General features: G+C 73.2%; 20 protein-coding genes. 1 reads left to right on the top strand and 19 read right to left on the bottom strand.

Features of this window, described 5'->3' with window-relative positions:
• Positions 1–33 precede the first annotated feature (33 nt).
• The 6 genes from hisF to DEU32_RS07375 all read right to left on the bottom strand — a co-directional run bounded on the left by hisF (position 34) and on the right by DEU32_RS07375 (position 5,272).
• Positions 34–837, bottom strand: a complete 804-nt coding sequence (gene hisF / locus DEU32_RS07350; protein WP_114849966.1) for an imidazole glycerol phosphate synthase subunit HisF — start codon at positions 835–837, stop codon at positions 34–36.
• Complete coding sequence (gene hisG, locus DEU32_RS07355; RefSeq protein WP_058742140.1) at positions 834–1,673, bottom strand: ATP phosphoribosyltransferase; 840 nt, start codon at positions 1,671–1,673, stop codon at positions 834–836. The genes hisF and hisG overlap by 4 nt, the downstream gene beginning before the upstream one ends.
• A gap of 72 nt (positions 1,674–1,745) precedes the next feature.
• Positions 1,746–2,009 carry a phosphoribosyl-ATP diphosphatase gene (locus tag DEU32_RS07360; RefSeq protein WP_058742152.1) on the bottom strand — a complete coding sequence of 88 codons (264 nt, stop codon included), beginning with the start codon at positions 2,007–2,009 and terminating at the stop codon, positions 1,746–1,748.
• Positions 2,010–2,116: 107 nt separating this feature from the next.
• The gene (gene rpe / locus DEU32_RS07365) at positions 2,117–2,776 is read right to left on the bottom strand and encodes a ribulose-phosphate 3-epimerase (RefSeq protein ID WP_058742139.1); all 660 of its coding nucleotides are present in this window, start codon (positions 2,774–2,776) and stop codon (positions 2,117–2,119) included.
• A gap of 82 nt (positions 2,777–2,858) precedes the next feature.
• Entirely contained in the window at positions 2,859–4,343 is a 1,485-nt protein-coding gene (locus DEU32_RS07370) for an RsmB/NOP family class I SAM-dependent RNA methyltransferase (protein ID WP_258554808.1), read from the bottom strand.
• Complete coding sequence (locus DEU32_RS07375; RefSeq protein WP_114849967.1) at positions 4,340–5,272, bottom strand: methionyl-tRNA formyltransferase; 933 nt, start codon at positions 5,270–5,272, stop codon at positions 4,340–4,342. Before DEU32_RS07375 ends, DEU32_RS07370 begins: the two co-directional genes overlap by 4 nt.
• Before the next feature lie 93 nt (positions 5,273–5,365).
• Between DEU32_RS07375 and DEU32_RS07380 the strand changes: the two genes are divergently transcribed.
• A complete protein-coding gene (locus tag DEU32_RS07380) occupies positions 5,366–5,821 on the top strand; it encodes a DUF4383 domain-containing protein (protein WP_181819222.1) in 456 nt (151 codons plus the stop codon).
• A gap of 123 nt (positions 5,822–5,944) precedes the next feature.
• On the opposite strand, the gene DEU32_RS07385 is transcribed toward DEU32_RS07380, so the two are convergent.
• The 13 genes from DEU32_RS07385 to pyrR all read right to left on the bottom strand — a co-directional run bounded on the left by DEU32_RS07385 (position 5,945) and on the right by pyrR (position 21,685).
• A complete protein-coding gene (locus tag DEU32_RS07385) occupies positions 5,945–7,126 on the bottom strand; it encodes a glycine C-acetyltransferase (protein WP_114849968.1) in 1,182 nt (393 codons plus the stop codon).
• Entirely contained in the window at positions 7,126–8,217 is a 1,092-nt protein-coding gene (gene tdh, locus DEU32_RS07390) for an L-threonine 3-dehydrogenase (RefSeq protein ID WP_114850125.1), read from the bottom strand. The genes DEU32_RS07385 and tdh overlap by 1 nt, the downstream gene beginning before the upstream one ends.
• A 101-nt stretch (positions 8,218–8,318) precedes the next feature.
• Positions 8,319–10,412 (bottom strand): primosomal protein N', encoded by a 2,094-nt coding sequence (locus DEU32_RS07395; protein WP_114849969.1) that lies wholly within the window; start codon positions 10,410–10,412, stop codon positions 8,319–8,321.
• An 8-nt stretch (positions 10,413–10,420) separates the two neighbouring features.
• Complete coding sequence (metK, locus tag DEU32_RS07400) at positions 10,421–11,635, bottom strand: methionine adenosyltransferase (protein WP_114849970.1); 1,215 nt, start codon at positions 11,633–11,635, stop codon at positions 10,421–10,423.
• 5 nt (positions 11,636–11,640) lie between these two features.
• The gene (gene rpoZ / locus DEU32_RS07405; RefSeq protein WP_114849971.1) at positions 11,641–11,904 is read right to left on the bottom strand and encodes a DNA-directed RNA polymerase subunit omega; all 264 of its coding nucleotides are present in this window, start codon (positions 11,902–11,904) and stop codon (positions 11,641–11,643) included.
• A 56-nt stretch (positions 11,905–11,960) separates the two neighbouring features.
• On the bottom strand, positions 11,961–12,896 hold the full coding sequence (gene gmk / locus DEU32_RS07410) for a guanylate kinase (RefSeq protein WP_058742133.1): 936 nt from the start codon (positions 12,894–12,896) through the stop codon (positions 11,961–11,963).
• Complete coding sequence (gene pyrF, locus DEU32_RS07415) at positions 12,893–13,780, bottom strand: orotidine-5'-phosphate decarboxylase (protein WP_258554810.1); 888 nt, start codon at positions 13,778–13,780, stop codon at positions 12,893–12,895. Before pyrF ends, gmk begins: the two co-directional genes overlap by 4 nt.
• A gap of 11 nt (positions 13,781–13,791) precedes the next feature.
• The gene (carB, locus tag DEU32_RS07420) at positions 13,792–17,070 is read right to left on the bottom strand and encodes a carbamoyl-phosphate synthase large subunit (protein WP_114849973.1); all 3,279 of its coding nucleotides are present in this window, start codon (positions 17,068–17,070) and stop codon (positions 13,792–13,794) included.
• Complete coding sequence (carA, locus tag DEU32_RS07425; protein ID WP_114849974.1) at positions 17,070–18,269, bottom strand: glutamine-hydrolyzing carbamoyl-phosphate synthase small subunit; 1,200 nt, start codon at positions 18,267–18,269, stop codon at positions 17,070–17,072. Before carA ends, carB begins: the two co-directional genes overlap by 1 nt.
• Complete coding sequence (locus DEU32_RS07430; protein ID WP_114849975.1) at positions 18,269–18,811, bottom strand: hypothetical protein; 543 nt, start codon at positions 18,809–18,811, stop codon at positions 18,269–18,271. Before DEU32_RS07430 ends, carA begins: the two co-directional genes overlap by 1 nt.
• Complete coding sequence (locus DEU32_RS07435) at positions 18,808–20,166, bottom strand: dihydroorotase (RefSeq protein ID WP_114849976.1); 1,359 nt, start codon at positions 20,164–20,166, stop codon at positions 18,808–18,810. The genes DEU32_RS07430 and DEU32_RS07435 overlap by 4 nt, the downstream gene beginning before the upstream one ends.
• Positions 20,163–21,125 carry an aspartate carbamoyltransferase catalytic subunit gene (locus tag DEU32_RS07440; protein ID WP_058742128.1) on the bottom strand — a complete coding sequence of 321 codons (963 nt, stop codon included), beginning with the start codon at positions 21,123–21,125 and terminating at the stop codon, positions 20,163–20,165. The genes DEU32_RS07435 and DEU32_RS07440 overlap by 4 nt, the downstream gene beginning before the upstream one ends.
• Positions 21,125–21,685: a bifunctional pyr operon transcriptional regulator/uracil phosphoribosyltransferase PyrR gene (gene pyrR, locus DEU32_RS07445; protein ID WP_114849977.1), complete on the bottom strand. Its 561-nt coding sequence runs from the start codon at positions 21,683–21,685 to the stop codon at positions 21,125–21,127. Before pyrR ends, DEU32_RS07440 begins: the two co-directional genes overlap by 1 nt.
• Positions 21,686–21,742: the final 57 nt, after the last annotated feature.

The raw sequence follows: 21,742 nt of genomic DNA on the forward strand, positions 1-21,742 counted from the left end.
GGTCGTGGGGCGGCAGACCGCGGGACCGGGGCCTCAGCGGACGAGGTGACCCGCGGCGCGCAGCGCCGACTTGACGTCGCCGATCGTCATCTCACCCCGGTGGAAGACGCTCGCCGCGAGGACCGCGTCGGCCCCGGCGTCGACCGCCGGTGCGAAGTGGTCGAGGTGACCGGCGCCGCCCGAGGCGATGACGGGGACCGCGGAGACCGCGCGGACGGCGGCGACGAGTTCGAGGTCGAAGCCGTTCTTCGTGCCGTCGGCGTCGATCGAGTTCACGAGGAGCTCGCCCGCGCCACGCTCGACGCCCTCGCGCGCCCAGGCGATCGCGTCGAGGTCGGACTCGGTCCGTCCGCCGTGCGTCGTGACGACGAACCCGGACGGCATCCGGTCGCTCCGCTTGACGTCGAGCGACAGCACGACCGCCTGTGCGCCGAAGCGGTCCGCGATCTCGCCGACCAGGGCCGGGCGGGCGATCGCGGCGCTGTTCACGCCGATCTTGTCCGCGCCGCACTGCTGCAGGCGGGAGACGTCGTCGACGCTCCGGACCCCGCCGCCGACGGTGAGCGGGATGAAGACCTGCTCGGCGGTGCGGGTGACCGTCTCGTACATCGTCGCGCGGTTCTCGACCGTGGCGCCGACGTCCAGGAAGGTCAGCTCGTCCGCGCCCTGCTCGTAGTAGCGGGCGGCTAGCTCGACGGGGTCGCCGGCGTCCTGCAGGTCGAGGAAGTTGACGCCCTTGACGACTCGGCCGCCGGAGACGTCGAGGCACGGGATGACCCGGACCGCGACCCCGCCGGTCGCGGCCGTCGGCTCCGTGCCTTCGGTCGCGGCGGTCACAGGCGTGCGGCGTGGATCGGGCTGACCAGGATCGCCCGGGCGCCGAGGTCGTAGAGCGCGTCCATGATGAGGTTCGCGTCCTCGCGCGGGATCATCACGCGGACGGCGGACCAGTCACGGTCGTGCAGCGGCGACACCGTGGGCGACTCGATGCCGGACGCCACCGCGGTCGCCTGCTCGAGCAGGCCCGTCGGGATGTCGTAGTCGAGCATCACGTAGCCGCGGGCGACGAGCACGCCCTGCAGCCGGCGGCGGAGGACGTCGATGCCCGGGATGGTCTCGTCGGTCGAGATGAGCAGCGCGGTCGACTCGAGGATGACCGGGCCGAAGATCTCGAGGCCGGCCGCGCGGAGCGTGCTGCCCGTCGAGACGACGTCGGCGACCGCGTCGGCCACGCCGAGCCGCACCGCGCTCTCCACCGCGCCGTCGAGCTTCACCAGGGTCGCCGTGACGCCGTGCTGGGCGAGGAACTCGCCGACCAGGCCCGGGTAGCTCGTCGCCACCCGGACGCCCTCGAGGTCCTGCAGCTCGGTGAACCGGCCGGGCGTGCCCGCGAAGCGGAAGGTCGAGTCGGCGAACCCGAGCGCGTCGACCTCGTGCGCCGCCGACCCGGAGTCGAGGAGCAGGTCGCGGCCGGTGATGCCGACGTCGAGTGCGCCGGAACCGACGTACGTGGCGATGTCCCGGGGACGGAGGAAGAAGAACTCGACGCCGTTGCGCTCGTCGAGCAGGTGCAGCGCCTTCGGGTCGCGGCGACCGGCGTACCCGGCCTCCTTGAGCATCTCGGACGCGGTCTCGGACAGGGAGCCCTTGTTGGGCACGGCGATGCGGAGCATCAGGTGGTCTGCTTTCTGCTGGAGGTCGGGACGGCTGCGGGGGCGGTGGCGCTCGGTGCGCGACGCGCCTGCCTACAGATGTCGCCAGACGTCCGCCGGGGTGAGCCCCTTCGCGACCATGAGGACCTGCAGGTGGTAGACCAGCTGCGAGATCTCCTCCGAGGTGCGCTCGTCACCCTCGTACTCGGCCGCCATCCAGACCTCGGCGGCCTCTTCCACGATCTTCTTGCCGATCTGGTGCACGCCGGCGTCCAGTTCGGCGACGGTGCCGGAGCCCTCGGGGCGCGTGCGCGCCTTCTCGGTCAGCTCCGCGAACAGGTCGTCGAACGTCTTCACGGGGACCAGGCTACCGTCCTGCGCGGGTCCGGCCGACGCACCGTCCGGACGGGAGGCACGGATCGCCGCCGGCTCGCCGGTCACGTCGTCGACGTGGTCGGTCCGCGTCACGCGCGTGCCGCCGCTGCGGCCTCGCGCAGGTCCGCGATGCGCTGCGCCGGCTCGCCGCCGTAGACCGCCGAGCCGGCGACGAGCGTGTCCGCGCCGCTCCGGACCGCCTCGGGGACGGTGTCGACGGCGATGCCGCCGTCCACCTCGAGCCAGACGTCGAGCCCGGACGCGTCGACGGCGGCGCGGGCGTCCGCGAGCTTCGGCATCACGGACGGCATGAACGACTGGCCGCCGAAGCCCGGCTCGACGGTCATGAGCAGCACCATGTCGTAGGCGTCGAGGTGGCGCAGGACCTGCGTGACGGGCGTCCCGGGCTTGATCGCCACCGCGGCACGGGCACCGTTCGAGCGGATCGCGGCCGCGGTGGCGACCGGGTCAGCGGCGGCCTCGAAGTGGAACGTGACGCTCGAGGCGCCCGTCTCGGCGTACTTCGGCGCCTGCGTGTCGGCGTCGGTGATCATCAGGTGGACGTCCAGCGGGACCGGCGAGACCTCCTGCAGGCGCTGCACGATCGGCAGGCCGAGCGTCAGGTTCGGCACGAAGTGGTTGTCCATCACGTCGACGTGCACGAGGTCGGCGCTCTCGATGCGGTGCAGCTCCCGCTCGAGGTTCGCGAAGTCGGCGGACAGGATGCTCGGCGCGATGCGGATGGTCACCGCACAACCCTACCGACGCCCGCCGGACCGCTGCCCCGCTGGCCGCCGGTCCGTCGCCGCGCTGCCCCGCCGCCGCCCGTCGTCAGGCGGTGCGGCGGAACAGCGCGACGAACATGGCGTCGGTGCCGATCCGGTGCGGCCAGAGCTGCACGGTGCGGCCGTCCGCGACCTGCGGATCCCTGGAGGCGACGGTGCGCACGACCCCGGCGGTGTCGAGCTGTTCGAGCACGCCGCCGTGCCTTGCCATGAGCGCGTCGACCTGCCCGCGCGTCTCGGCGAGGTGCGGCGAGCACGTGACGTACGCGAGCGTTCCGCCGGGGGCCAGGGCCCGGACGGCCGCGTCGAGCAGCTCGGCCTGGAGCGCCGCGAGCTCGGGGACGTCCTCCGGCTGCTTCCGCCACCGGGCCTCGGGCCGACGACGGAGGGCGCCGAGTCCAGTGCACGGCGCGTCGAGCAGGACGCGGTCGAACCGCTCGTCGCCCGGCTTCCCGAAGCGACGCCCGTCGCCCTCGACCACGGTCACGACGTCACCGCCGGCGACCGTCGCGAGGGCCTTCCGCACCAGTCCGGCACGCGCCGGCACGAGTTCGTTCGCGACCAGGGTCGCACCGCCCTGCGCTGCCTCGGCGGCGAGGAGCGCGGCCTTGCCGCCCGGCCCGGCGCACATGTCGAGCCACCGCTCCCCCGCCCGGACGGCGGAGGACCGGCTGAGCGCGAGTGCGGCGAGCTGCGAGCCCTCGTCCTGCACACGGAGCCGACCGGCCGCGACGCCCGGCACGCGCGCGGGGTCGCCGGTCGTCCCGCGGATGCCCACCGGGGACACCGGTCGCGCGTCCGTCTCGTCCCGCTGCGGACTGACGGCAGGCGCGTCCTGCGTCGCCTGGTCGTCCTCGGTCGCCGACGTGGCCGGGTCCGGCACGGCCTCGGCCGCCTGCACGTCCTCGGCCGTCGCGAGGCCCGGCAGCGCCACGAGCTGCACGCGCGGTGCGACGTTGTCGGCGGCCAGGAGCGCGGCGAGCTCGTCCCGGGAGCGTTCGGCGGCGAGGGCGTCCCGGAGCGCTGCGACCACCCAGGCCGGGTGCGACCAGCGCGTCGCGAGCAGGGCGTCGCCACCCCGGCCCTCGGTGATGAGCGCGTCCCACTCGTCGTCGGTGCGGGCCGCGACCTTGCGGAGCACGGCGTTGACGAGGCCAGTGGCACGGCGGGCACCGATCTCGCGGGTGAGCTCCACCGTCGCGGAGACGGCGGCGTGCGTCGGTGTGCGCATCCCGAGCAGCTGGTGCACCCCGAGCCGCAGCACGTCGAGCACGTCGGACTCGACGTTGTCGACGCGACGGCCGGAGGCGATGCCGATGATCGCGTCGTACCGGCCGAGCATCCGGATCGACCCGTACGTCAGCTCGGTGGCGAAGGCGGCGTCGCGGGCGGACAGGCCGGCACGGCGGATCCGGGTCGGCAGGAGCAGGTTCGCGTAGGCGTCGTCGACCTGCACAGCGCGGAGCACGTCGAACGCCACCCGACGGGCGCTGACCGTGCGCGGGCCGCGGCGCTGCTGCGCGGGGCTCACGACAGGACCTTCCCGTCCAGCGCGCCGAGGCCGCGTGCCCAGGCGGCACCGTCCATCGCCTGCTTGCCGGCCGGCTGCACCTGGAGCAGTGCGAGGGGCTCGTCCGCGGTGCCGACGAGCAGGCGCCCGTCGACCAGCCCGAGCGCGCCGGGCGCGAGCCGCGGGACGGCGGAAGTCGCGCCTTCCTCCCGAGTGCTGCGCAGCAGCTTCACGCGGGTCTCGCCGAGGTGGGCGAACGCGCCGGGCTCGGGCGTCACGCCGCGGAGGCGGGCGTGCACGACGGCAGCAGGCGCGGTGAAGTCGATCCGCCCGTCCGCGATCGTCGTCTTCGGGGCGAGGGTCGGCTCGCCGACCTGCTCGCGGGCGACGGCGGTGCCCGCTGCGAGGGCGTCGACGACGCGCAGGACGGTCTCGGCACCGCGGTCGGCCATCGCGGCGAGGACCTCGCCCGCGGTCGCCTCGGGGTCGATGTCGAACGGGTCGCTCGCGTACACGGGCCCGGCGTCGAGCGCCTCGACGAGCTGGAACACCGTCGCGGCGGTGCGGGTGTCGCCGGCCATCACCGCGCGCTGGACCGGGGCGGCACCGCGGTACGCCGGCAGGTCGGAGAAGTGCAGGTTCACCCAGCCGAGCCGGGGCGCGTCGAGGGCCGGGCGGCGGAGCAGTGCACCGTAGGCGACGATGACGCCGAGGTCGGCCCGCAGGTCGGTCAACCGCGCGGTGACGTCGTCGTCCACCCGCGTCGCCTCGATCACCGGGAGGCCGAGCTCCGCCGCGACCTGCGCGACCGGGGTCGGCGTGAGGACGCGCTTCCGGCCCTGCGGCGTCGGCGGCCGGGTGAGCACGGCGGCGATCTCGTGGTCGGACGCCGCGAGGCGGCGGAGGGTGGGGACGGCCGCAGCGGGGCTGCCGGCGACGACGAGGCGCATGGGTTCCATCGTCCCACGGGCCGAGGTGTCCGACGCGCGCGGGCGTCGCGGATCCGCGAACACGCTGCGAGCCCGCTGAGTACCGTCCGGGTCATGAGTGACGTGACCACCTCCACCAACCGCTACGCCGGCTCGTCGATCCAGAAGGTCGCGATGGTCGTCGGCATCGTCTTCCTGCTCGTCGGGATCGCCGGGTTCGTGCCCGGGCTGACCTCCGGCGACCTCGGCGGTGCCGGACACGGCTCGATGGCGATGCTGCTCGGGATCTTCCAGGTCTCGGTGCTGCACAACATCGTGCACCTGCTGTTCGGCGTCGTCGGCCTGCTCGCGGCGAACCGGGCGACCGGCTCGCGCATGTACCTCGTGATCGGCGGAGTCGTCTACTTCGTGCTCTGGGTGTACGGGCTGTTCACCGCCGGCACGATGTCCGGCGCGAACTTCGTGCCGCTCAACTGGGCCGACAACTGGCTGCACCTCGTGCTCGCAATCGGCATGGTCGCCCTCGGCGTCGTGTTCCCGCGCGGTCGCCGGACGCCCGTCGGCGCCTGACCTCCGGGGCCTGCCCCCTGGGCCTGACCCCGGGGGTCGGCCCGCGAAACGCAACGTCGGCGGTTGCTCGCAGCGGTACTCCGCTGCGAGGAACCGCCGACGTTGCGTGTTGCGAGGGGATCGTCAGGCGGGGACGGCTGCGCGTGCGGCCACGAAGGCCTCGACGCAACGGTCGACCTGCTCGGGCGTGTGCGCGGCGGAGAGCTGCACCCGGATGCGTGCCCGCCCCTGCGGGACCACCGGGTAGCTGAACGCCGTGACGTAGACCCCGCGGGCCTGCATCTCGTCGGCGATCCGGGCCGTGCGCGCCGCGTCGTGGAACATCACCGGGACGATCGGGTGCTCCCCGGGCAGCAGCTCGAACCCGGCGTCGGTCATCGACGACCGGAAGCGCGCGGCGTTCGCGGCCAGCCGGGCGCGGGCGTCCTCCGATCGCTCGATCAGGTCGAGCGCCGCCACCGTGCCCGCGGCGATCACCGGGGCGAGCGAGTTCGAGAACAGGTACGGCCGGGAACGCTGGCGCAGCAGGTCGACGATCTCCCGGCGGCCGGAGACGTACCCGCCCGAGGCCCCGCCGAGTGCCTTGCCGAACGTCCCGGTCAAGACGTCCACCCGGTCCGCGACCCCGCACAGCTCGGGCGTGCCCCGTCCGTGCGCGCCGACGAACCCGACGGCGTGCGAGTCGTCCACGACCACGAGGGCGTCGTACCGCTCCGCGAGATCGCAGATCTCGGCCAGCGGCGCGATCGACCCGTCCATCGAGAACACGCCGTCCGTGACCACGAGGCGGAACCGGGCGTCCGCGGCGGCGGCGAGCTGCGCCTCCAGGTCGGCGGTGTCCCGGTTCCGGTACCGGAACCGGCGCGCCTTGCTGAGCCGGATGCCGTCGATGACCGACGCGTGGTTCAGCTCGTCGGAGATCACGGCGTCCTCCGGACCGAGCAGGACCTCGAACAGCCCGCCGTTCGCGTCGAAGCACGACGAGTACAGGATCGTCGCCTCGGTGCCGAGGAAGCCGGAGACCCGTTCCTCGAGCTCGAGGTGCAGGTCCTGCGTGCCGCAGATGAACCGCACGCTGGCCATCCCGTACCCCCAGCGGTCGAGGGCGTCCTTCGCGGCGTCCACGAGCTCCGGGGCGTCCGCGAGCCCGAGGTAGTTGTTCGCGCAGAAGTTCAGCAGCTCCGTTCCGCCGGCCTCGATCGCCGCGCGCTGGGGGCCGGCGATGCCGCGCTCCCGCTTCGTCAGCCCCGCCGCCTCGATGCCCGCGAGCTCTGCCCGCAGGTGGTCCTTGATCGCGCCGTACATCACGCCTCCGTCCAGTCGATGACGACCTTGCCGCCGTCCGCGCTCGCCGCCGCGGCGAACGCCTGCTGCCAGTCCCGTGCCGGGAAGCGCCCGGACACGAGCGAGCCGATCCGACCGCGGAGCGCCGCGCTCGTCTGCAGCATGCTGCTCATGGTCTGCCACGTCTCGAACATCTCGCGGCCGTAGATCCCCTTCACGGTGAGCATGTGCGTGACGACCTTCCCCCAGTCGACCGCGATCGGCCCGGACGGGAGTCCGAGCATCGCGATCCGGCCGCCGTGGTTCATCGTCTCGACCATCGCCGGCAGGGCCGTGGGCGCGCCGGACATCTCGAAGCCGACGTCGAAGCCCTCGCGCAAGCCGAGCCGCTGCTGGGCGTCGCGGAGGGCCCCGACCGCGTCCTGCGACCCGGCGGTCGCCGCCCCACGTCCGGCGCCGGCGTCCGACACGTCGACGGCGAGGTCCGCGCCCATCGTCCTGGCGAGGGCGAGCCGGTTCGCACTGACGTCGGTGCCGACGACGAACCGGGCGCCGGCGTGCCGTGCGACGGCGATCGCCATGAGCCCGATCGGACCGCAGCCGGTGACGAGCACGTCCTCGCCGACGAGGGGGAACGCGAGCGCCGTGTGCACCGCGTTGCCGAGCGGGTCGAAGAGCGCGGCGATCTCGGGGTCGACGTCGGTGTGGTGCACCCAGACGTTCGCGGCGGGAAGCGTCAGGTACTCCGCGAAGGCGCCGTCCCGCTGCACGCCGACGCCCTTCGTGCGGATGCACATCTGGCGGCGGCCGGCCCGGCAGTTCCGGCAGGTGCCGCACACGATGTGGCCCTCACCGGAGACCCGGTCCCCCACGGCGACATCGCGGACGGCGGACCCGACCTCGACCACCTCGCCGGAGAACTCGTGCCCGGGGACGAGCGGTGCGGAGACGGCCGACGCGGCCCAGTCGTCCCACCGCTCGATGTGCAGGTCGGTTCCGCAGATCCCGGCGCGGAGCACCCGGACGAGCACCTCGTCCGAGGCGGGGACCGGCACCGGTCGTTCGGTCATGATCAGTCCCGGACCGGCGTCCGGCTTCCAGAGCGCGCGCATCGGCGTCACCTCGTCACCTCGTTGTGCGTGTGGTGTGTTCGGCGGTGGCTCGTGACCACCGTCCCTCAGCCTGGCACAGGTGGCCGCGACGCGCGGGGCGGTCAGACCTCGGCGAAGGGCTCGGCGTCGTCGAGCCGGACGCGGAGCGTGGGTGCCGCACGACGGCGGTTGCCGCCGGGGAGCACCCGCCGGGTGGACGAGCGCCGGATGACCTCGGCCTTGAGCGTCGCCGCGACCTCGGCACCGTGCGCGTACGGGAACCGCACGATCGCCCGGACCGTGCCCGGGACCGGATCGTCCTCGACCGGCACCGGACCGAGCACGTCGCCGACCAGGGTGTCCCCGAGAGCCTCGACCGCGGCCGTCACGGCGTCGTCCGTGCCGGTCAGGGTCGCGACCCGCACCGCCGGTGGGAAGTGCAGCGCGCGACGGTCGACGAGCTCCTCGTGCGCGGGGCCGTCGAGCCGCCAGGTGGCCATCGCGGTCGCGAGCCGGCCGCCGATGCCGACCAGGTACACCTCGGACCCGGGGGCGCCCTTCGCCGCGGCGCCCGTCCAGAACCGCAGCACGTCCTCCTGCACGCGGAGGCCCTCGCGGGCGAGCATGCGCTCCCCGTCGAGCAGGAGCACGCAGGCGTAGCCGCCCGGCACGTTCGGCTCCGCGCCGCGCGTGGCGACGACGACCGAGGGGCGGGCGGGGACCTCGTCGAGCGGTCGGGAACCGTCGGCGACGACGATGCGGGTGCCCGGGAACGCCCGGCCGAGCTCGTCGGCGGTGCGCTGTGCGCCCTGCCCGACGGGCTTCACGGTGCCGTTGCCGCACGTCGGACACCGGAAGCCCACGGCGAGGGCGCCGCAGAACCGGCACTGCGGGGTCGCGCCGCGGTGGGGTTGGCCGAGCGGTCCCCCGCACACCCGGCAGTGCGCCCGTTCGCCGCACTCGGCGCAGACCAGGCCGGTGCCGAACCCGGGACTCGCGACCTGCACGAGCACCGGCCCGTGCTGACTCGCCTCGCGCGCAGCACGCCAGGCGGTGCTCGGGATGCGTGCCTGGGCCGCGAACCCCTCGGCACCGCCCTGCTGCACCGTCGGGATGACCTTCGGGGTTGGCTGCCGGTACGGAGCGACCTCGTCGAGCCAGTGCAGTTCGACGAGCCGTTGCACGTCGGTGCTCCGCGCGTGCGAGACGAACAGCAGACCGGCGCCGGACTGGGCCGCCCGGACGAGCGCGACGTCACGGGTGTGCACGTACGGTGCCCGGGGCTCGACGAACGAGGCGTCCCCGTCGTCCCACACGACGATCAGACCGAGGTCGGTCGCCGGCGCGTACAACGCGGTGCGGTTGCCGATCGCCACGACGGCGTGCGACCGCGCCTGCAGCAGTGCCTTCGCCCGCGCACCGTTCGTCTGCTTGGCGTCGAATCGCACGACCCGCTCGGCCGGCAGCACGGCGAGGAGGGCCCGCTCGAGGTCGGTGACGTCGCGGAAGTCGGGGACCGCGACGACCGCGGACTGCTCGGCGGCGACGGCGTGCGCCGCGGCCTGGGCGATCGTGGCGGCCCACCCGGGGACCCAGACCGGGTCCGGTCCCGGCTCCGGGGCGGCGGGCGCCGGGTCCGGCTCAGCGCCGTCCGGGCTCGGCGCGACCGCGACGGGGTGCAGCGCAGCGGGGTGCAACGAGGCCGGGTGCAGCGCGACGGGGTGCGGCAGGGCGGCCACCGCAGCGCGTCCGTGGTCGGCGACCAGCGCCTCCAGGACGCCCTCGACGTAGCCGGCGACGGGGCCGGCCGTGACCGACGGCGGCGACCACTCGGGGTCCCGCGCGAGCCAGGCCTTCTCGGCGCGCACCTGCCGGGGCGGCACGGCGAGCCGGAGCACGTCGGAGGCGACACCGGCGGCCCGGTCGGCGACGGCCCGGGCGAGCGACCAGATCTCGGGTGCCAGGACCGGCACCGGCGAGACGACCTGCTCGACCGGGCTCAGCTCCCCCGCGAACGTCGTGTCGGCGTCGGCGGCGTCCGGCGCGACGACCTCCACCACCCAGGCGTCGGACATCCGTGCCCCGGTGCGCAGCGGTACCTTGACGCGGACACCCGGCACGCAGTCGTCCTCGAGCTCGGCCGGCACCCGGTAGTCGAACAGACGGTCCAACTGCGGGAGCGGCGAGTCGAGGACGACACGCGCGACGACGGGCACGCGGTGCCCTAGACGGCGGCGGCGACGAGTCCTGCGGCGGCGCGGAGTTCCTCGACGCGATCGAGCTGCTCCCAGGTGAAGCCGGGCAGCTCGCGGCCGAAGTGGCCGTACGCCGCGGTCTGCGCGTACCGGGGCTTGAGCAGGTCGAGGTCGCGGATGATCGCGGCCGGACGCAGGTCGAACACCTGCGTGATCGCAGCCTCGATCGTGGCGTCGTCGACGTGCCCGGTGCCGAACGACTCCACGTACAGCCCGACGGGCTTCGCGCGGCCGATGGCGTACGCCACCTGCACCTCGAGCCGGTCCGCGAGCCCTGCCGCGACGGCGTTCTTCGCGACCCAGCGCAGCGCGTACGCGGCCGAGCGGTCGACCTTGGACGGGTCCTTGCCGCTGAACGCGCCACCACCGTGCCGGGACGCACCGCCGTACGTGTCGACGATCACCTTGCGACCGGTGAGCCCGGCGTCGCCCTGGGGGCCGCCGATCTCGAACCGGCCGGTCGGGTTCACGATCACGTCGACGTGCGACGAGTCGAGGTCCACCAGGTCCAGCACCGGACGGATCACGTGCTCGGTGATCTGCGCCGTGAGCTCGGCGAGCGTCACCGCCGGCGAGTGCTGCGTCGAGAGCACGACGGTCTCGACGGTCTTCGGGACGACGCCGTCGTACCCGACCGTCACCTGGGTCTTGCCGTCCGGACGGAGGAAGTCGAGCACACCGGTCTTGCGGACCTCGGCCAGACGCTCCGCCAGGCGGTGCGCGAGCCAGATCGCGACCGGCATGTACTCGGGCGTCTCGTTCGTCGCGAAGCCGAACATGATGCCCTGGTCGCCGGCACCCTGCCGGTCGAGCGGATCGACGCCCGCGCCGGAGCGGCTGTCCAGCGACTCGTCGACGCCCTGCGCGATGTCCGGCGACTGCGCACCGATCGAGACTTCGACACCGCACGTGCGACCGTCGAACGAGACCTCGGACGAGTTGTACCCGATGCCCGTGATGACGTCGCGGACGAGCTTCGGGATCTCGACGTAGCCCGAGGTCGTGACCTCGCCGGCGACGTGCACCAGCCCCGTCGTCACCATCGTCTCGACGGCGACGCGCGCGTGCGGGTCGACCGCGAGCAGCGCGTCGAGGATCGTGTCCGAGATCTGGTCGCAGATCTTGTCGGGGTGCCCCTCCGTCACCGACTCGGACGTGAAGAGGCGCAGGTTGGTGCTCGTCACCGCGGTCAGTCGCTGGGCTGCTGCTGCTTGGTGACGGTCAGCTTGTCCTCGTTGATCTCGTGGAGAGCGACGGACAGCGGCTTGTCGTCGATGGTCGAGTCGACGAGCGGCCCGACGTTGTCGAAGAGCGACCCCTCGTGCAGGTCGGCGTAGTAGTCGTTGATCTGACGAGCGCGCTTCGACGCGAAGATGACGAGCGCGTACTTCGACTCCACCTTGGACAGCAGGTCGTCGATGGGCGGGTCGATGATGCCCTGGGGGTTGGCCATGGTGTCTCCAGTCGGCAGAAGATGGTGTGTGCCCCGGAGGGCACGGGCGCTCCCGGCTAGGGCGCAGTGAACAAGTCTACGACTTCTCGTGCCGCGGTGCCGACATCGGAGTTCACGATCCGCACGTCGAACTCGTCCTGGGCGGCGAGCTCGACCTTGGCGGTCTCGAGCCGGCGGGCCTGTTCCTCGGCGGACTCGGTGCCGCGGCCGATCAGGCGGCGGACGAGTTCCTCCCACGTCGGCGGGAGCAGGAACACCAGGACCGCCTCGGGCATGGCGTCGCGCACCTGCCGTGCGCCCTGCAGGTCGATCTCGAGCATCACCTTGTCGCCGGCGTCGAGCGCGCGGTCGATCGGCGGCCGCGGGGTGCCGTAGCGGTAGGAGTTGTGCACGACCGCCCACTCCAGGAGCTCGCGGTCGCGGATCATCCGGTCGAACTCGGCGTCGTCGACGAAGTAGTAGTGCACGCCGTCGACCTCGCCCGGTCGGGGCTTCCGGGTCGTCGCGGAGACGCTGAGGTTCACGTCCGGGTACTGCTCGCGGATGTACGCGCTCACGGTGCCCTTGCCCACGGCGGTGGGTCCGGCGAGCACGACGAGCTTCGACGTGCCACGTTTCCGGCCGCGCGCGGCGAGCCAGTCGGCCAGGGCCGAACGCTGCCGCGAGCCGAGTCCGCCGAGGCGCTTCGACGGCGCGATCCGCAGCTCGCTCATCACGGCCTCGGCACGGGCGGGACCGATGCCCGAGATGCTCGTCAGGAGGTCGCGGACGCGCAGCGACTTCTCGGCGGGCAGGTCGGCGTCGGACCAGGCGGCGCGGGCGACCTCGAGGGGGCTGCGCTCCCCCGACGCGACCTGCGCCTTGACCGCTGCCCGGGCGCGTCGCGCGGCCACGGCGGCGCGGGCGGCGGCGACCCGGTCGACCTCCGGCGGGTTCCGGTGCGCGGGGAGGCCGCTGCGGTCCACGGGTGCGCCGTCCGTGCCGTCCGTCACGCGGCCACCTCCAGCGCCGCACGGATGCGGTCCGCCCGCTCCTGCACGAGCCCGGCGACCCCGTCGGGGCCGGCGGACAGCAGCCCGCGGGACTCGCTCACGAGCACCTGCTCGGCACGAGAGCCGTACAACGACCGGAGGTCCTCGATCCGGGCGCCCTGCGCGCCGAAGCCCGGGGCGAGCACCGGCGCGGAGCCGATGGCCGCCGCGTCGATGCCGAAGTCGTCGAGGTCGAGGGTGGCGCCGAGCACGAGCCCGACGTCCCCGAGCGGCTGGTCGCCGCCGGTCCGGTTGTCGTCTGCCACATCGAGCACGATACCGGCCGCGACCGTCCGGCCGGCACGCGGGCCCTCGGCGACGACCGCGGTCTGCAGCAGCCGTGCCTCGGGGTTGCTCGTCGCGGCGAGCACGAAGACCCCCGCACCGTTCCGGCGCGCCACGTCGACGGTGCCGACGAGCGACCCGTAGCCGAGGTACGGCGAGACCGTCATCGCGTCGGCCCGGAACGGCCCGTCGCGGTCCAGCCACGCCAGCGCGTAGTCGTCACCGGTCGAGCCGATGTCGCCCCGCTTGACGTCGGCGACGACCAGGAGGCCCGCATCGCGTGCCCGACGGACGGTCGCGTCGAGCGCGCGGTAGCCGGCGACCCCCGCCGCCTCGAAGAAGGCGACCTGCGGCTTGACGATCGCCGCGCGGCCGGCGGCCGCGTCGACCAGGGCGGCGCCGAACGCCGTCAGCCCCTGCTCGTCGCGGCCGAGCCCCCACGCCGCCAGGGTGGCGGCGTGGGGGTCGATGCCGACGCACAGTGCGGAACGCGACCCGATGGCGGCGGCGAGCCGCACGCCGAAGGGGGCCGTGCCTCCCGGCCGGGTGTCAGCTGCCACGGGAACGGCCGTCACCAGGTCGCGCGCTCGAGCGCGTAGTCCTGCAGGCTTCGGACGCTGTGCGGCGTGCCGATCGTCTCGATCGCCGCGACCGCTGCACCCAGCTGCGCGATGGTCGTGAAGAGCGGCTTGTCCGCCGCGACCGTCGCCGCACGGATCTCGTACCCGTCCGCGCGACCGGCGGCACCGGACGGCGTGTTGATGACGATGTCGACCTCGTCGCGGGCGAGCAGGTCGACGACGCTCTCGCCGCCCTCGCTGTACTTGCCGACCAGCGTGACCTCGATGCCGTTGCGGCGGAGCACCTCGGCGGTGCCCTCGGTCGCGGTGATCGTGAAGCCGAGCTGCTGCAGGCGGTGCACCGGCAGGACCACCTGGCGCTTGTCGGTGTCCGCGACGCTCACGAACACCGTGCCGCTCGTCGGCAGGCCGCCGTACGCGGCGTCCTGCGACTTGAGGAAGGCGCGGGGGAAGTCGCGGTCGATGCCCATGACCTCGCCCGTGGAGCGCATCTCCGGGCTGAGCACCGAGTCGACGACCTGGCCGTCGTGGGTGCGGAAGCGGCGGAAGGGCAGCACGGCCTCCTTGACGGCGACCGGTGCCTGCGCGGGCACGGACGAGCCGTCACGCTCGGGCAGCAGGCCCTCGGCGACGAGCGCGTCGATCGAGGTGCCGGTCATGATGCGGCTCGCGGCCTTCGCGAGCGGGATGCCGAGCGCCTTCGAGACGAACGGGACCGTGCGGCTCGCGCGCGGGTTCGCCTCGAGCACGTAGAGCACGCCGGCGCCGATGGCGAACTGGACGTTGAGCAGGCCCTGCACGCCGATGCCGCGTGCGATCCGCTCGGTGGCCTCGACCACGCCGCGGATCTCCGCCTTGCCGAGTCCGACCGGGGGCAGGGTGCACGCCGAGTCGCCGGAGTGGATGCCGGCCTCCTCGATGTGCTCCATGATGCCGCCGATGTAGAGGCGCTCCCCGTCGAACAGCGCGTCGACGTCGATCTCCACCGCGTCGTCCAGGAACCGGTCGACGAGCAGCGGGAGCTCCGGGCCGATGATCGCCTGGTCGGCCATCCGGTCGAAGTAGTCCGCCAGGGCGGCCGGGTCGTAGACGATCTCCATGCCGCGGCCGCCGAGCACGAAGGACGGGCGGACGAGGACCGGGTAGCCGATCTCCTCGGCGACCGCGGTCGCGCTCGCCAGGTCGTGCGCGGTGCCGTTGCGCGGTGCGAGCAGGCCGGCCTGCTCGAGGATCGCGGAGAACTGCCCGCGCTCCTCGGCGGAGTCGATCGCCGCGGGGCTCGTGCCGAGGATCGGGATCCCGGCCGCCTCGAGCGGCTTCGCCAGGCCCAGGGCGGTCTGGCCGCCGAGCTGCACGACGACGCCGACGAGCTCGCCGGACGCGGACTCAGCCTCGATGACCTCGAGGACGTCCTCGGTGGTGAGCGGCTCGAAGTAGAGCCGGTCCGAGGTGTCGTAGTCGGTCGACACCGTCTCCGGGTTGCAGTTGATCATGATCGTCTCGAACCCGGCCTCGCTCAGCGCGAAGGAGGCGTGGACGCACGAGTAGTCGAACTCGACGCCCTGGCCGATGCGGTTCGGGCCGGAGCCGAGGATGACGACCTTCTTGCGGTCGCTCGGGACGACCTCGGTCTCGGTGTCGTACGACGAGTAGTGGTACGGCGTGAGGGCCGGGAACTCGCCGGCGCAGGTGTCGACCGTCTTGAAGACGGGGCGGATGCCCAGGGCGTGCCGCGCGTCGCGGGCCTCCTGCTCGGAGATCCCCCGCAGGCCCGCGATCTGGGCGTCGCTGAAGCCGTGCTCCTTGGCCCACCGGAGGGTGCCCGCGTCGAGCGTCTCGGCTGCTGCGACCTCGGCCGCGACCTCGTTGATGAGGACGATCTGGTCGATGAACCACGGGTCGATCTTCGTGGCCTCGAAGACCTCGTCCGCCGTGGCGCCGGCGACGAGCGCCTGCTGCACCGTGACGATGCGGCCGTCGGTCGGCACCTGGGCCTTCTCGAGCAGCGCGTCCTTGTCGAGCTCGGCCGCCGGGGTGTCCCAGTGGAAGCTCGAGCCGCGCTTCTCGAGGCTCCGCAGGGACTTCTGCAGCGCGGTGGCGTAGTTCCGGCCGATGGCCATCGCCTCGCCGACGCTCTTCATCGTGGTGGTGAGCGTGGCGTCGGCCGCCGGGAACTTCTCGAACGCGAACCGCGGGGTCTTCACGACGACGTAGTCGAGCGTCGGCTCGAAGCTCGCCGGCGTGACGCGCGTGATGTCGTTCTCGATCTCGTCCAGCCGGTAGCCGATCGCGAGCTTCGCGGCGATCTTGGCGATCGGGAAGCCCGTGGCCTTCGACGCGAGCGCCGACGAGCGGGAGACGCGCGGGTTCATCTCGATGACGATGAGCCGGCCGTTCGACGGGTCGACGGCGAACTGGATGTTGCAGCCACCGGTGTCGACACCGACGCGACGGATGATGTCGATGCCGATGTTCCGCATGTTCTGGTACTCGCGGTCGGTCAGCGTCAGCGCGGGGGCGACCGTGATCGAGTCGCCCGTGTGGACGCCCACCGGGTCGACGTTCTCGATCGAGCAGATCACGACCGTGTTGTCGAAGTTGTCCCGCATGAGCTCGAGCTCGTACTCCTTCCAGCCGAGGATCGACTCCTCGAGGAGCACCTCGGTGGTCGGGCTGGACTGCAGGCCGTCGCCGACGAAGCGGACGAGCTCCTCCTCGTTGTAGGCGAAGCCCGAACCGAGGCCGCCCATCGTGAAGGACGGCCGGACGACGAGCGGGTATCCGAGGTCGGCCGCGAACGCCTTGGCTTCCTCGAGGGTGTGCGCGATGTGGCTGCGGGCCACGTCGGCGCCGGACTCGAGGACGAGCTCCTTGAAGAGCTGGCGGTCCTCGCCGCGCTGGATCGCGTCGACCTTGGCGCCGATGAGCTCGACGCCGTACTTCTCGAGGATGCCCTCGGCGTCGAGCTTGATCGCCGCGTTGAGCGCCGTCTGACCGCCGAGGGTCGGCAGGACCGCGTCGGGCTGCTCGATCTTGATGATCTCCTCGAGCGACGCGCTCGTGATCGGCTCGATGTAGGTCGCGTCGGCGAAGTCCGGGTCGGTCATGATCGTCGCCGGGTTCGGGTTGACGAGGATGACGCGGACGCCCTCGGCGCGGAGGACGCGGCACGCCTGGGTGCCGGAGTAGTCGAACTCGGCGGCCTGCCCGATGACGATCGGGCCGGAGCCGATGACGAGGACGGAGTTGATGTCTGCGCGCTTCGGCATCAGTTGGCTTCCTTCGTGACGTCGGCTGCGGGGGTCGTGGCGGTGGCGGTGGCCGCGTCGAGCGGCTCCCCCGCACGGCGCGCGCGGACCAGGTCGGCGAACCGGTCGAACAGGTACATGGAGTCGTGCGGGCCGGCCGCCGCCTCCGGGTGGTACTGCACGCTGAAGGCGGGCACGTCGAGGGCGCGGAGCCCCTCGACCACCTGGTCGTTCAGGGAGTAGTGCGAGACCTCGACCCGACCGAACCCGGCGGGCGACTCGACGACCTGGTCCAGGGGCGCGTCGACCGCGAAGCCGTGGTTCTGGCTCGTGATCTCGACCTTGCCCGTGGCGGTGTCGAGCACCGGCTGGTTGATCCCGCGGTGGCCGAACGGCAGCTTGTAGGTGCCGAAGCCCAGCGCGCGGCCGAGGAGCTGGTTGCCGAAGCAGATGCCGAAGAACGGGCGGCCGGTCCGCAGCGACTGCTGCAGGAGGTCGACCTGCGCGTCGCTCGCGGCGGGGTCGCCGGGGCCGTTCGAGTAGAACAGGGCGTCCGGCGCGAGGTCCTCGAGCGCCGCGGCGGTGATGTCCTGCGGCACGACGTGCACCTCGAACCCGCGCTCGGCGAGGTAGCGGGTGGTCGACGCCTTCACGCCCAGGTCGAGCACGGCGAGCCGGCCGATCTGCTCCCCGACGGCCGGGACCACGTAGGTCTCCGGCGTGGAGACGACCGACGAGAAGCTCGCACCCTGCATCGCGGCCTGGTCGCGGACGGCGGCCAGCTGCTCGTCGGCGGACAGGTCCGCGTCCGCACCGCTGAAGACGCCGCCCTTCATGGCGCCGGCGTCGCGGATCCGACGCGTCAGCGCGCGGGTGTCGATCCCGGAGATGCCGACGATGCCGTCGCGCTCCAGGTGGTCGTCGAGCGTGGCGTTCGCGCGGTGGTTCGACACGACGCGGCTGGGGTCGCGGACGACGTAGCCCGCCACCCAGATGCGACGGGACTCGGGGTCCTCGTCGTTGACGCCCGTGTTGCCGATGTGCGGTGCCGTCTGCACCACGATCTGTCCGGCGTAGGACGGGTCGGTCAGCGTCTCCTGGTAGCCGGTCATGCCCGTGGCGAAGACCACCTCGCCGAGGGATCGGCCTCGGGCGCCGTACGCCCATCCGTCGTACCGGGTGCCGTCCTCGAGGACCAGCACGGCCCGTTCGCGTGTCATCAGTTCGTCCCTTCGCCCGCGGGGTGCGGGTGTTCGCGCGTCGTCGTCAGTCCCTGCAGGGCGGCGAGTGCTGCTGCGCCGCCTTCCGGGAACCGGAAGTAGGTGTCGAGGTCCGTCGCACCTGCGGCGCCGGTCGCCGTCCATCGCAGACGGACCAGTCCCCCGGGCTCGACCACACGGTCGATGGCCCACGTGGCGCGGTCGGCGCCGCGCACGGCGTCCACCGCGATCCAGCGGTCCACGGCGCCGGCGTGGTGCAGGACCACCCCGGTGTCGTGGACGGTCACCCCGCCGCGGCCCCGGAACCCGAGACCGCCGGCGGTGATGCGTTCGAGTGGCTCGTCGGCGCGGGTCGTCGCGACGGTGAACCCGTCCCAGGACCCGGCTGCCGGTCCGACGTCGGTCGGGACCGGGACGGGAGGCACGGCTGCCGTCTGACGCCTGGCCCGCGTCCGCCAGGTGCGCGCCATGGCGACGAACAGCAGGGCGACGAGGGCCAGGACGATCCCGCCGACGAGCCAGCGCAGCGCGTCACCGCTCATGCCGTCGCCTCCGCCCGCACGCTGCGCGCGTGCGCCGCGACGGTCTCGGCGTCGACGAGCTGGCCGTCGAGCACCGTCGGGGCGCCGTGGTGGAACGTCGCGACCACACGGCCGGGCAGCCGCATGCCGAGGTACGGCGAGTTCTGCGATTGGCCGGCGAGGTCGGCGATGGAGAACTCCCGCACCGCGGCGGGGTCGTAGAGCGTGAGCTCGGCGGGGGCGCCCTCGGCGATGCGCTGGCCGTGCCCCTCGACCTGGCCGATGCGGGCCGGCGCCTCGGACAGGACGCGCGCGACGTCGGCCCAGTCGAGCTGCCCGCTCTCGACCACGGCGGCGTGCACGACGCTCAGCGCCGACTCGAGCCCGACCATGCCGTTGGCGGCAGCCGGCCACTCGCAGCACTTCGCCTCGGCGGTGTGCGGTGCGTGGTCCGTCGCGACGATGTCGATCGTGCCGTCCGCCAGGGCACCGCGGAGCGCGTCGACGTCCTCACGGGAGCGCAGCGGCGGGTTCACCTTGTAGCGCGCGTCGTACCCGGGCGCCCCGTCGACCCCGGCGATGAGGTCCTCGGTGAGCACGAGGTGGTGCGGCGTGACCTCGGCGGTGACGTCGATGCCGCGGGACTTCGCCCAGCGGATGACCTCGACGCTGCCGGCGGTGGACACGTGGCAGACGTGCAGCCGGGCACCGACGTGGTCGGCGAGCAGCACGTCGCGGGCGATGATCGCCTCCTCCGCCACCGCGGGCCAGCCGGCGAGCCCGAGCTCCGACGACAGCCGGCCCTCGTTCATCTGCGCGCCGATGGTGAGCCGCGGTTCCTGCGCGTGCTGCGCGAGGACCCCGCCGAAGCCCTTGATGTACTCGAGCGCCCGGCGCATGAGCAGCGGGTCGGCGACGCAGGACCCGTCGTCCGAGAACACCCGGACCTTCGCCCTGCTCGTCGCCATGGCCCCGATCTCCGACAGGTGGGTTCCCTGCAGCCCCTGCGACACCGCACCGATCGGGCGGACCGTGACGTACCCGGCGTCGTCGCCGAGCGCCTGCACCTGCTCGACGACCCCCGCCGTGTCGGCGACCGGCGACGAGTTCGCCATCGCGTTCACCGCGGTGAAGCCGCCGGCGGCCGCCGCTCGCGACCCGGTGAGCACCGTCTCGGACTCCTCGAAACCGGGCTCGCGGAGGTGCGTGTGGAGGTCCACGAGGCCGGGCAGCGCGATCAGCCCGTCAGCGTCGACGACCGTGGCCCCGGCCGCGTCGAGACCGGACCCGACCGCGGTGATGCGCCGCGCCTCCAGGCGGATGTCGGCACGCGTGCCGTCGACCAGCTGCGCGCCACGGATGAGGTGAGCGGTCATGCGACGGACTCCTTCGGTTCGTGCTCGCCCGTCAGGGCGAGGTAGAGGACGGCCATCCGGACCGACACGCCGTTCGCGACCTGCTCGACGACGGTCGAGCGGGGGTCGTCGGCGGCGACCCCGGCGATCTCGAGTCCGCGGTTCATCGGCCCCGGGTGCATGATCAGCGTGCGCTCGGACAGGGCCGCCGCGCGGGCCGCCGTCAGGCCGAAGTGCCGCGTGTACTCGCGGGGGTTCGGGAAGAACGCGTCGTTCATGCGCTCCTGTTGGATGCGGAGGAGCATCACGACGTCCGGGTCCTCGGCGAGGGCCGCGTCGAGGTCGTGGTGCACTGCTCCGCCGAACGGGCGGTCGACCGCCGGCAGGAGCGTCGGCGGAGCCGCGAACGTGACCTGGGCGCCGAGCGTGCGGAGGAGCCAGGCGTTCGACCGGGCGACGCGGCTGTGCAGGACGTCGCCGACGATCGTCACGCGGACACCGTCCAGGGCCGCGCCCCGGCTGGCGTCACCGTGCAGCCGACGGCGCATCGTGAAGGCGTCGAGGAGCGCCTGGGTCGGGTGCTCGTGCGTCCCGTCGCCGGCGTTCACCACCGGGACGTCGATCCAGTCGGCCTCGGCGAGGACCCGCGGAGCGCCGGATGCGGGGTGCCGCATCACGATGCCGTCGATGCCCATCGCGCCGAGGGTCTGCACGGTGTCCTTGAGCGACTCGCCCTTCGAGACGCTCGAGCCCTTCGCAGCGAAGTTGATGACGTCGGCGGAGAGCCGCTTCGCCGCCGCCTCGAAGGAGATGCGGGTGCGGGTGGAGTCCTCGAAGAACAGGTTGACGACGGTCTTGCCGCGGAGGGCCGGGAGCTTCCGGACCTCGCGCGTGTTGACCTCGGCCATCTCCTCGGCGACGTCGAGGATCCGGACGGCCTCGTCGCGCGACAGGTCGGCGGTGGAGAGCAGGTGGCGCATCAGGCGTCGACCCCCGGCTGCTCGATCACGACTTCGTCGGTGCCGTCGGTCTCGGTGAGGCGTAGCGTGACCCGTTCGTCGGACGCCGTCGGCAGGTTCTTGCCGACGTGGTCCGCCCGGATGGGGAGCTGCCGGTGCCCGCGGTCGACGAGCACGGCGAGCCGCACCGCACGGGGCCGCCCGATGCCCTGCAGGGCGTCGAGGGCGGCCCGCACGGTGCGGCCGGAGTACAGCACGTCGTCGACGAGCACGACGACCTTGCCGTCGATGCCGCTCGTCGGGATCGTGGTGCGGTGCGGTGCACGACCGATGCCGTGCCCCAGGTCGTCCCGGTGCATCGTCACGTCGAGCGTGCCGAGGCGCTGGTCGCGCTCGGCGGCCCACTCGGGCTCGATGTCCGCGAGCAGCGACGCGAGCCGCTCGGCCAGGACGGCACCCCGCGTCGGGATACCCAGGAGCACGAGGTCCGAGGCACCGTGGTTGGCCTCGAGGATCTCGTGCGCGATGCGTGTCAGGGCACGCGTGATGTCGGGCTGTTGCAGGACCGTTCTGGTGCCCACGCCGACCTCCTTCCCCGCCTCACCGGACGGACTTAAAGGACGCTGACGTGGTCAACC

This window comes from Curtobacterium sp. AG1037 (genome assembly GCF_003349855.1).
GTDB classification, from domain to species: domain Bacteria; phylum Actinomycetota; class Actinomycetes; order Actinomycetales; family Microbacteriaceae; genus Curtobacterium; species Curtobacterium citreum.

Coding starts and splice junctions, on each gene's coding strand:
- hisG (WP_058742140.1), bottom strand. CDS start 1,673: ATGCTCCGCATCGCCGTGCCCAACAAGGGCTCCCTGTCCGAGACCGCG.
- DEU32_RS07375 (WP_114849967.1), bottom strand. CDS start 5,272: ATGCGCCTCGTCGTCGCCGGCAGCCCCGCTGCGGCCGTCCCCACCCTC.
- DEU32_RS07380 (WP_181819222.1), top strand. CDS start 5,366: ATGAGTGACGTGACCACCTCCACCAACCGCTACGCCGGCTCGTCGATC.
- DEU32_RS07385 (WP_114849968.1), bottom strand. CDS start 7,126: ATGTACGGCGCGATCAAGGACCACCTGCGGGCAGAGCTCGCGGGCATC.
- tdh (WP_114850125.1), bottom strand. CDS start 8,217: ATGCGCGCGCTCTGGAAGCCGGACGCCGGTCCGGGACTGATCATGACC.
- rpoZ (WP_114849971.1), bottom strand. CDS start 11,904: ATGGCCAACCCCCAGGGCATCATCGACCCGCCCATCGACGACCTGCTG.
- carB (WP_114849973.1), bottom strand. CDS start 17,070: ATGCCGAAGCGCGCAGACATCAACTCCGTCCTCGTCATCGGCTCCGGC.
- carA (WP_114849974.1), bottom strand. CDS start 18,269: ATGACACGCGAACGGGCCGTGCTGGTCCTCGAGGACGGCACCCGGTAC.
- DEU32_RS07430 (WP_114849975.1), bottom strand. CDS start 18,811: ATGAGCGGTGACGCGCTGCGCTGGCTCGTCGGCGGGATCGTCCTGGCC.
- DEU32_RS07435 (WP_114849976.1), bottom strand. CDS start 20,166: ATGACCGCTCACCTCATCCGTGGCGCGCAGCTGGTCGACGGCACGCGT.
- DEU32_RS07440 (WP_058742128.1), bottom strand. CDS start 21,125: ATGCGCCACCTGCTCTCCACCGCCGACCTGTCGCGCGACGAGGCCGTC.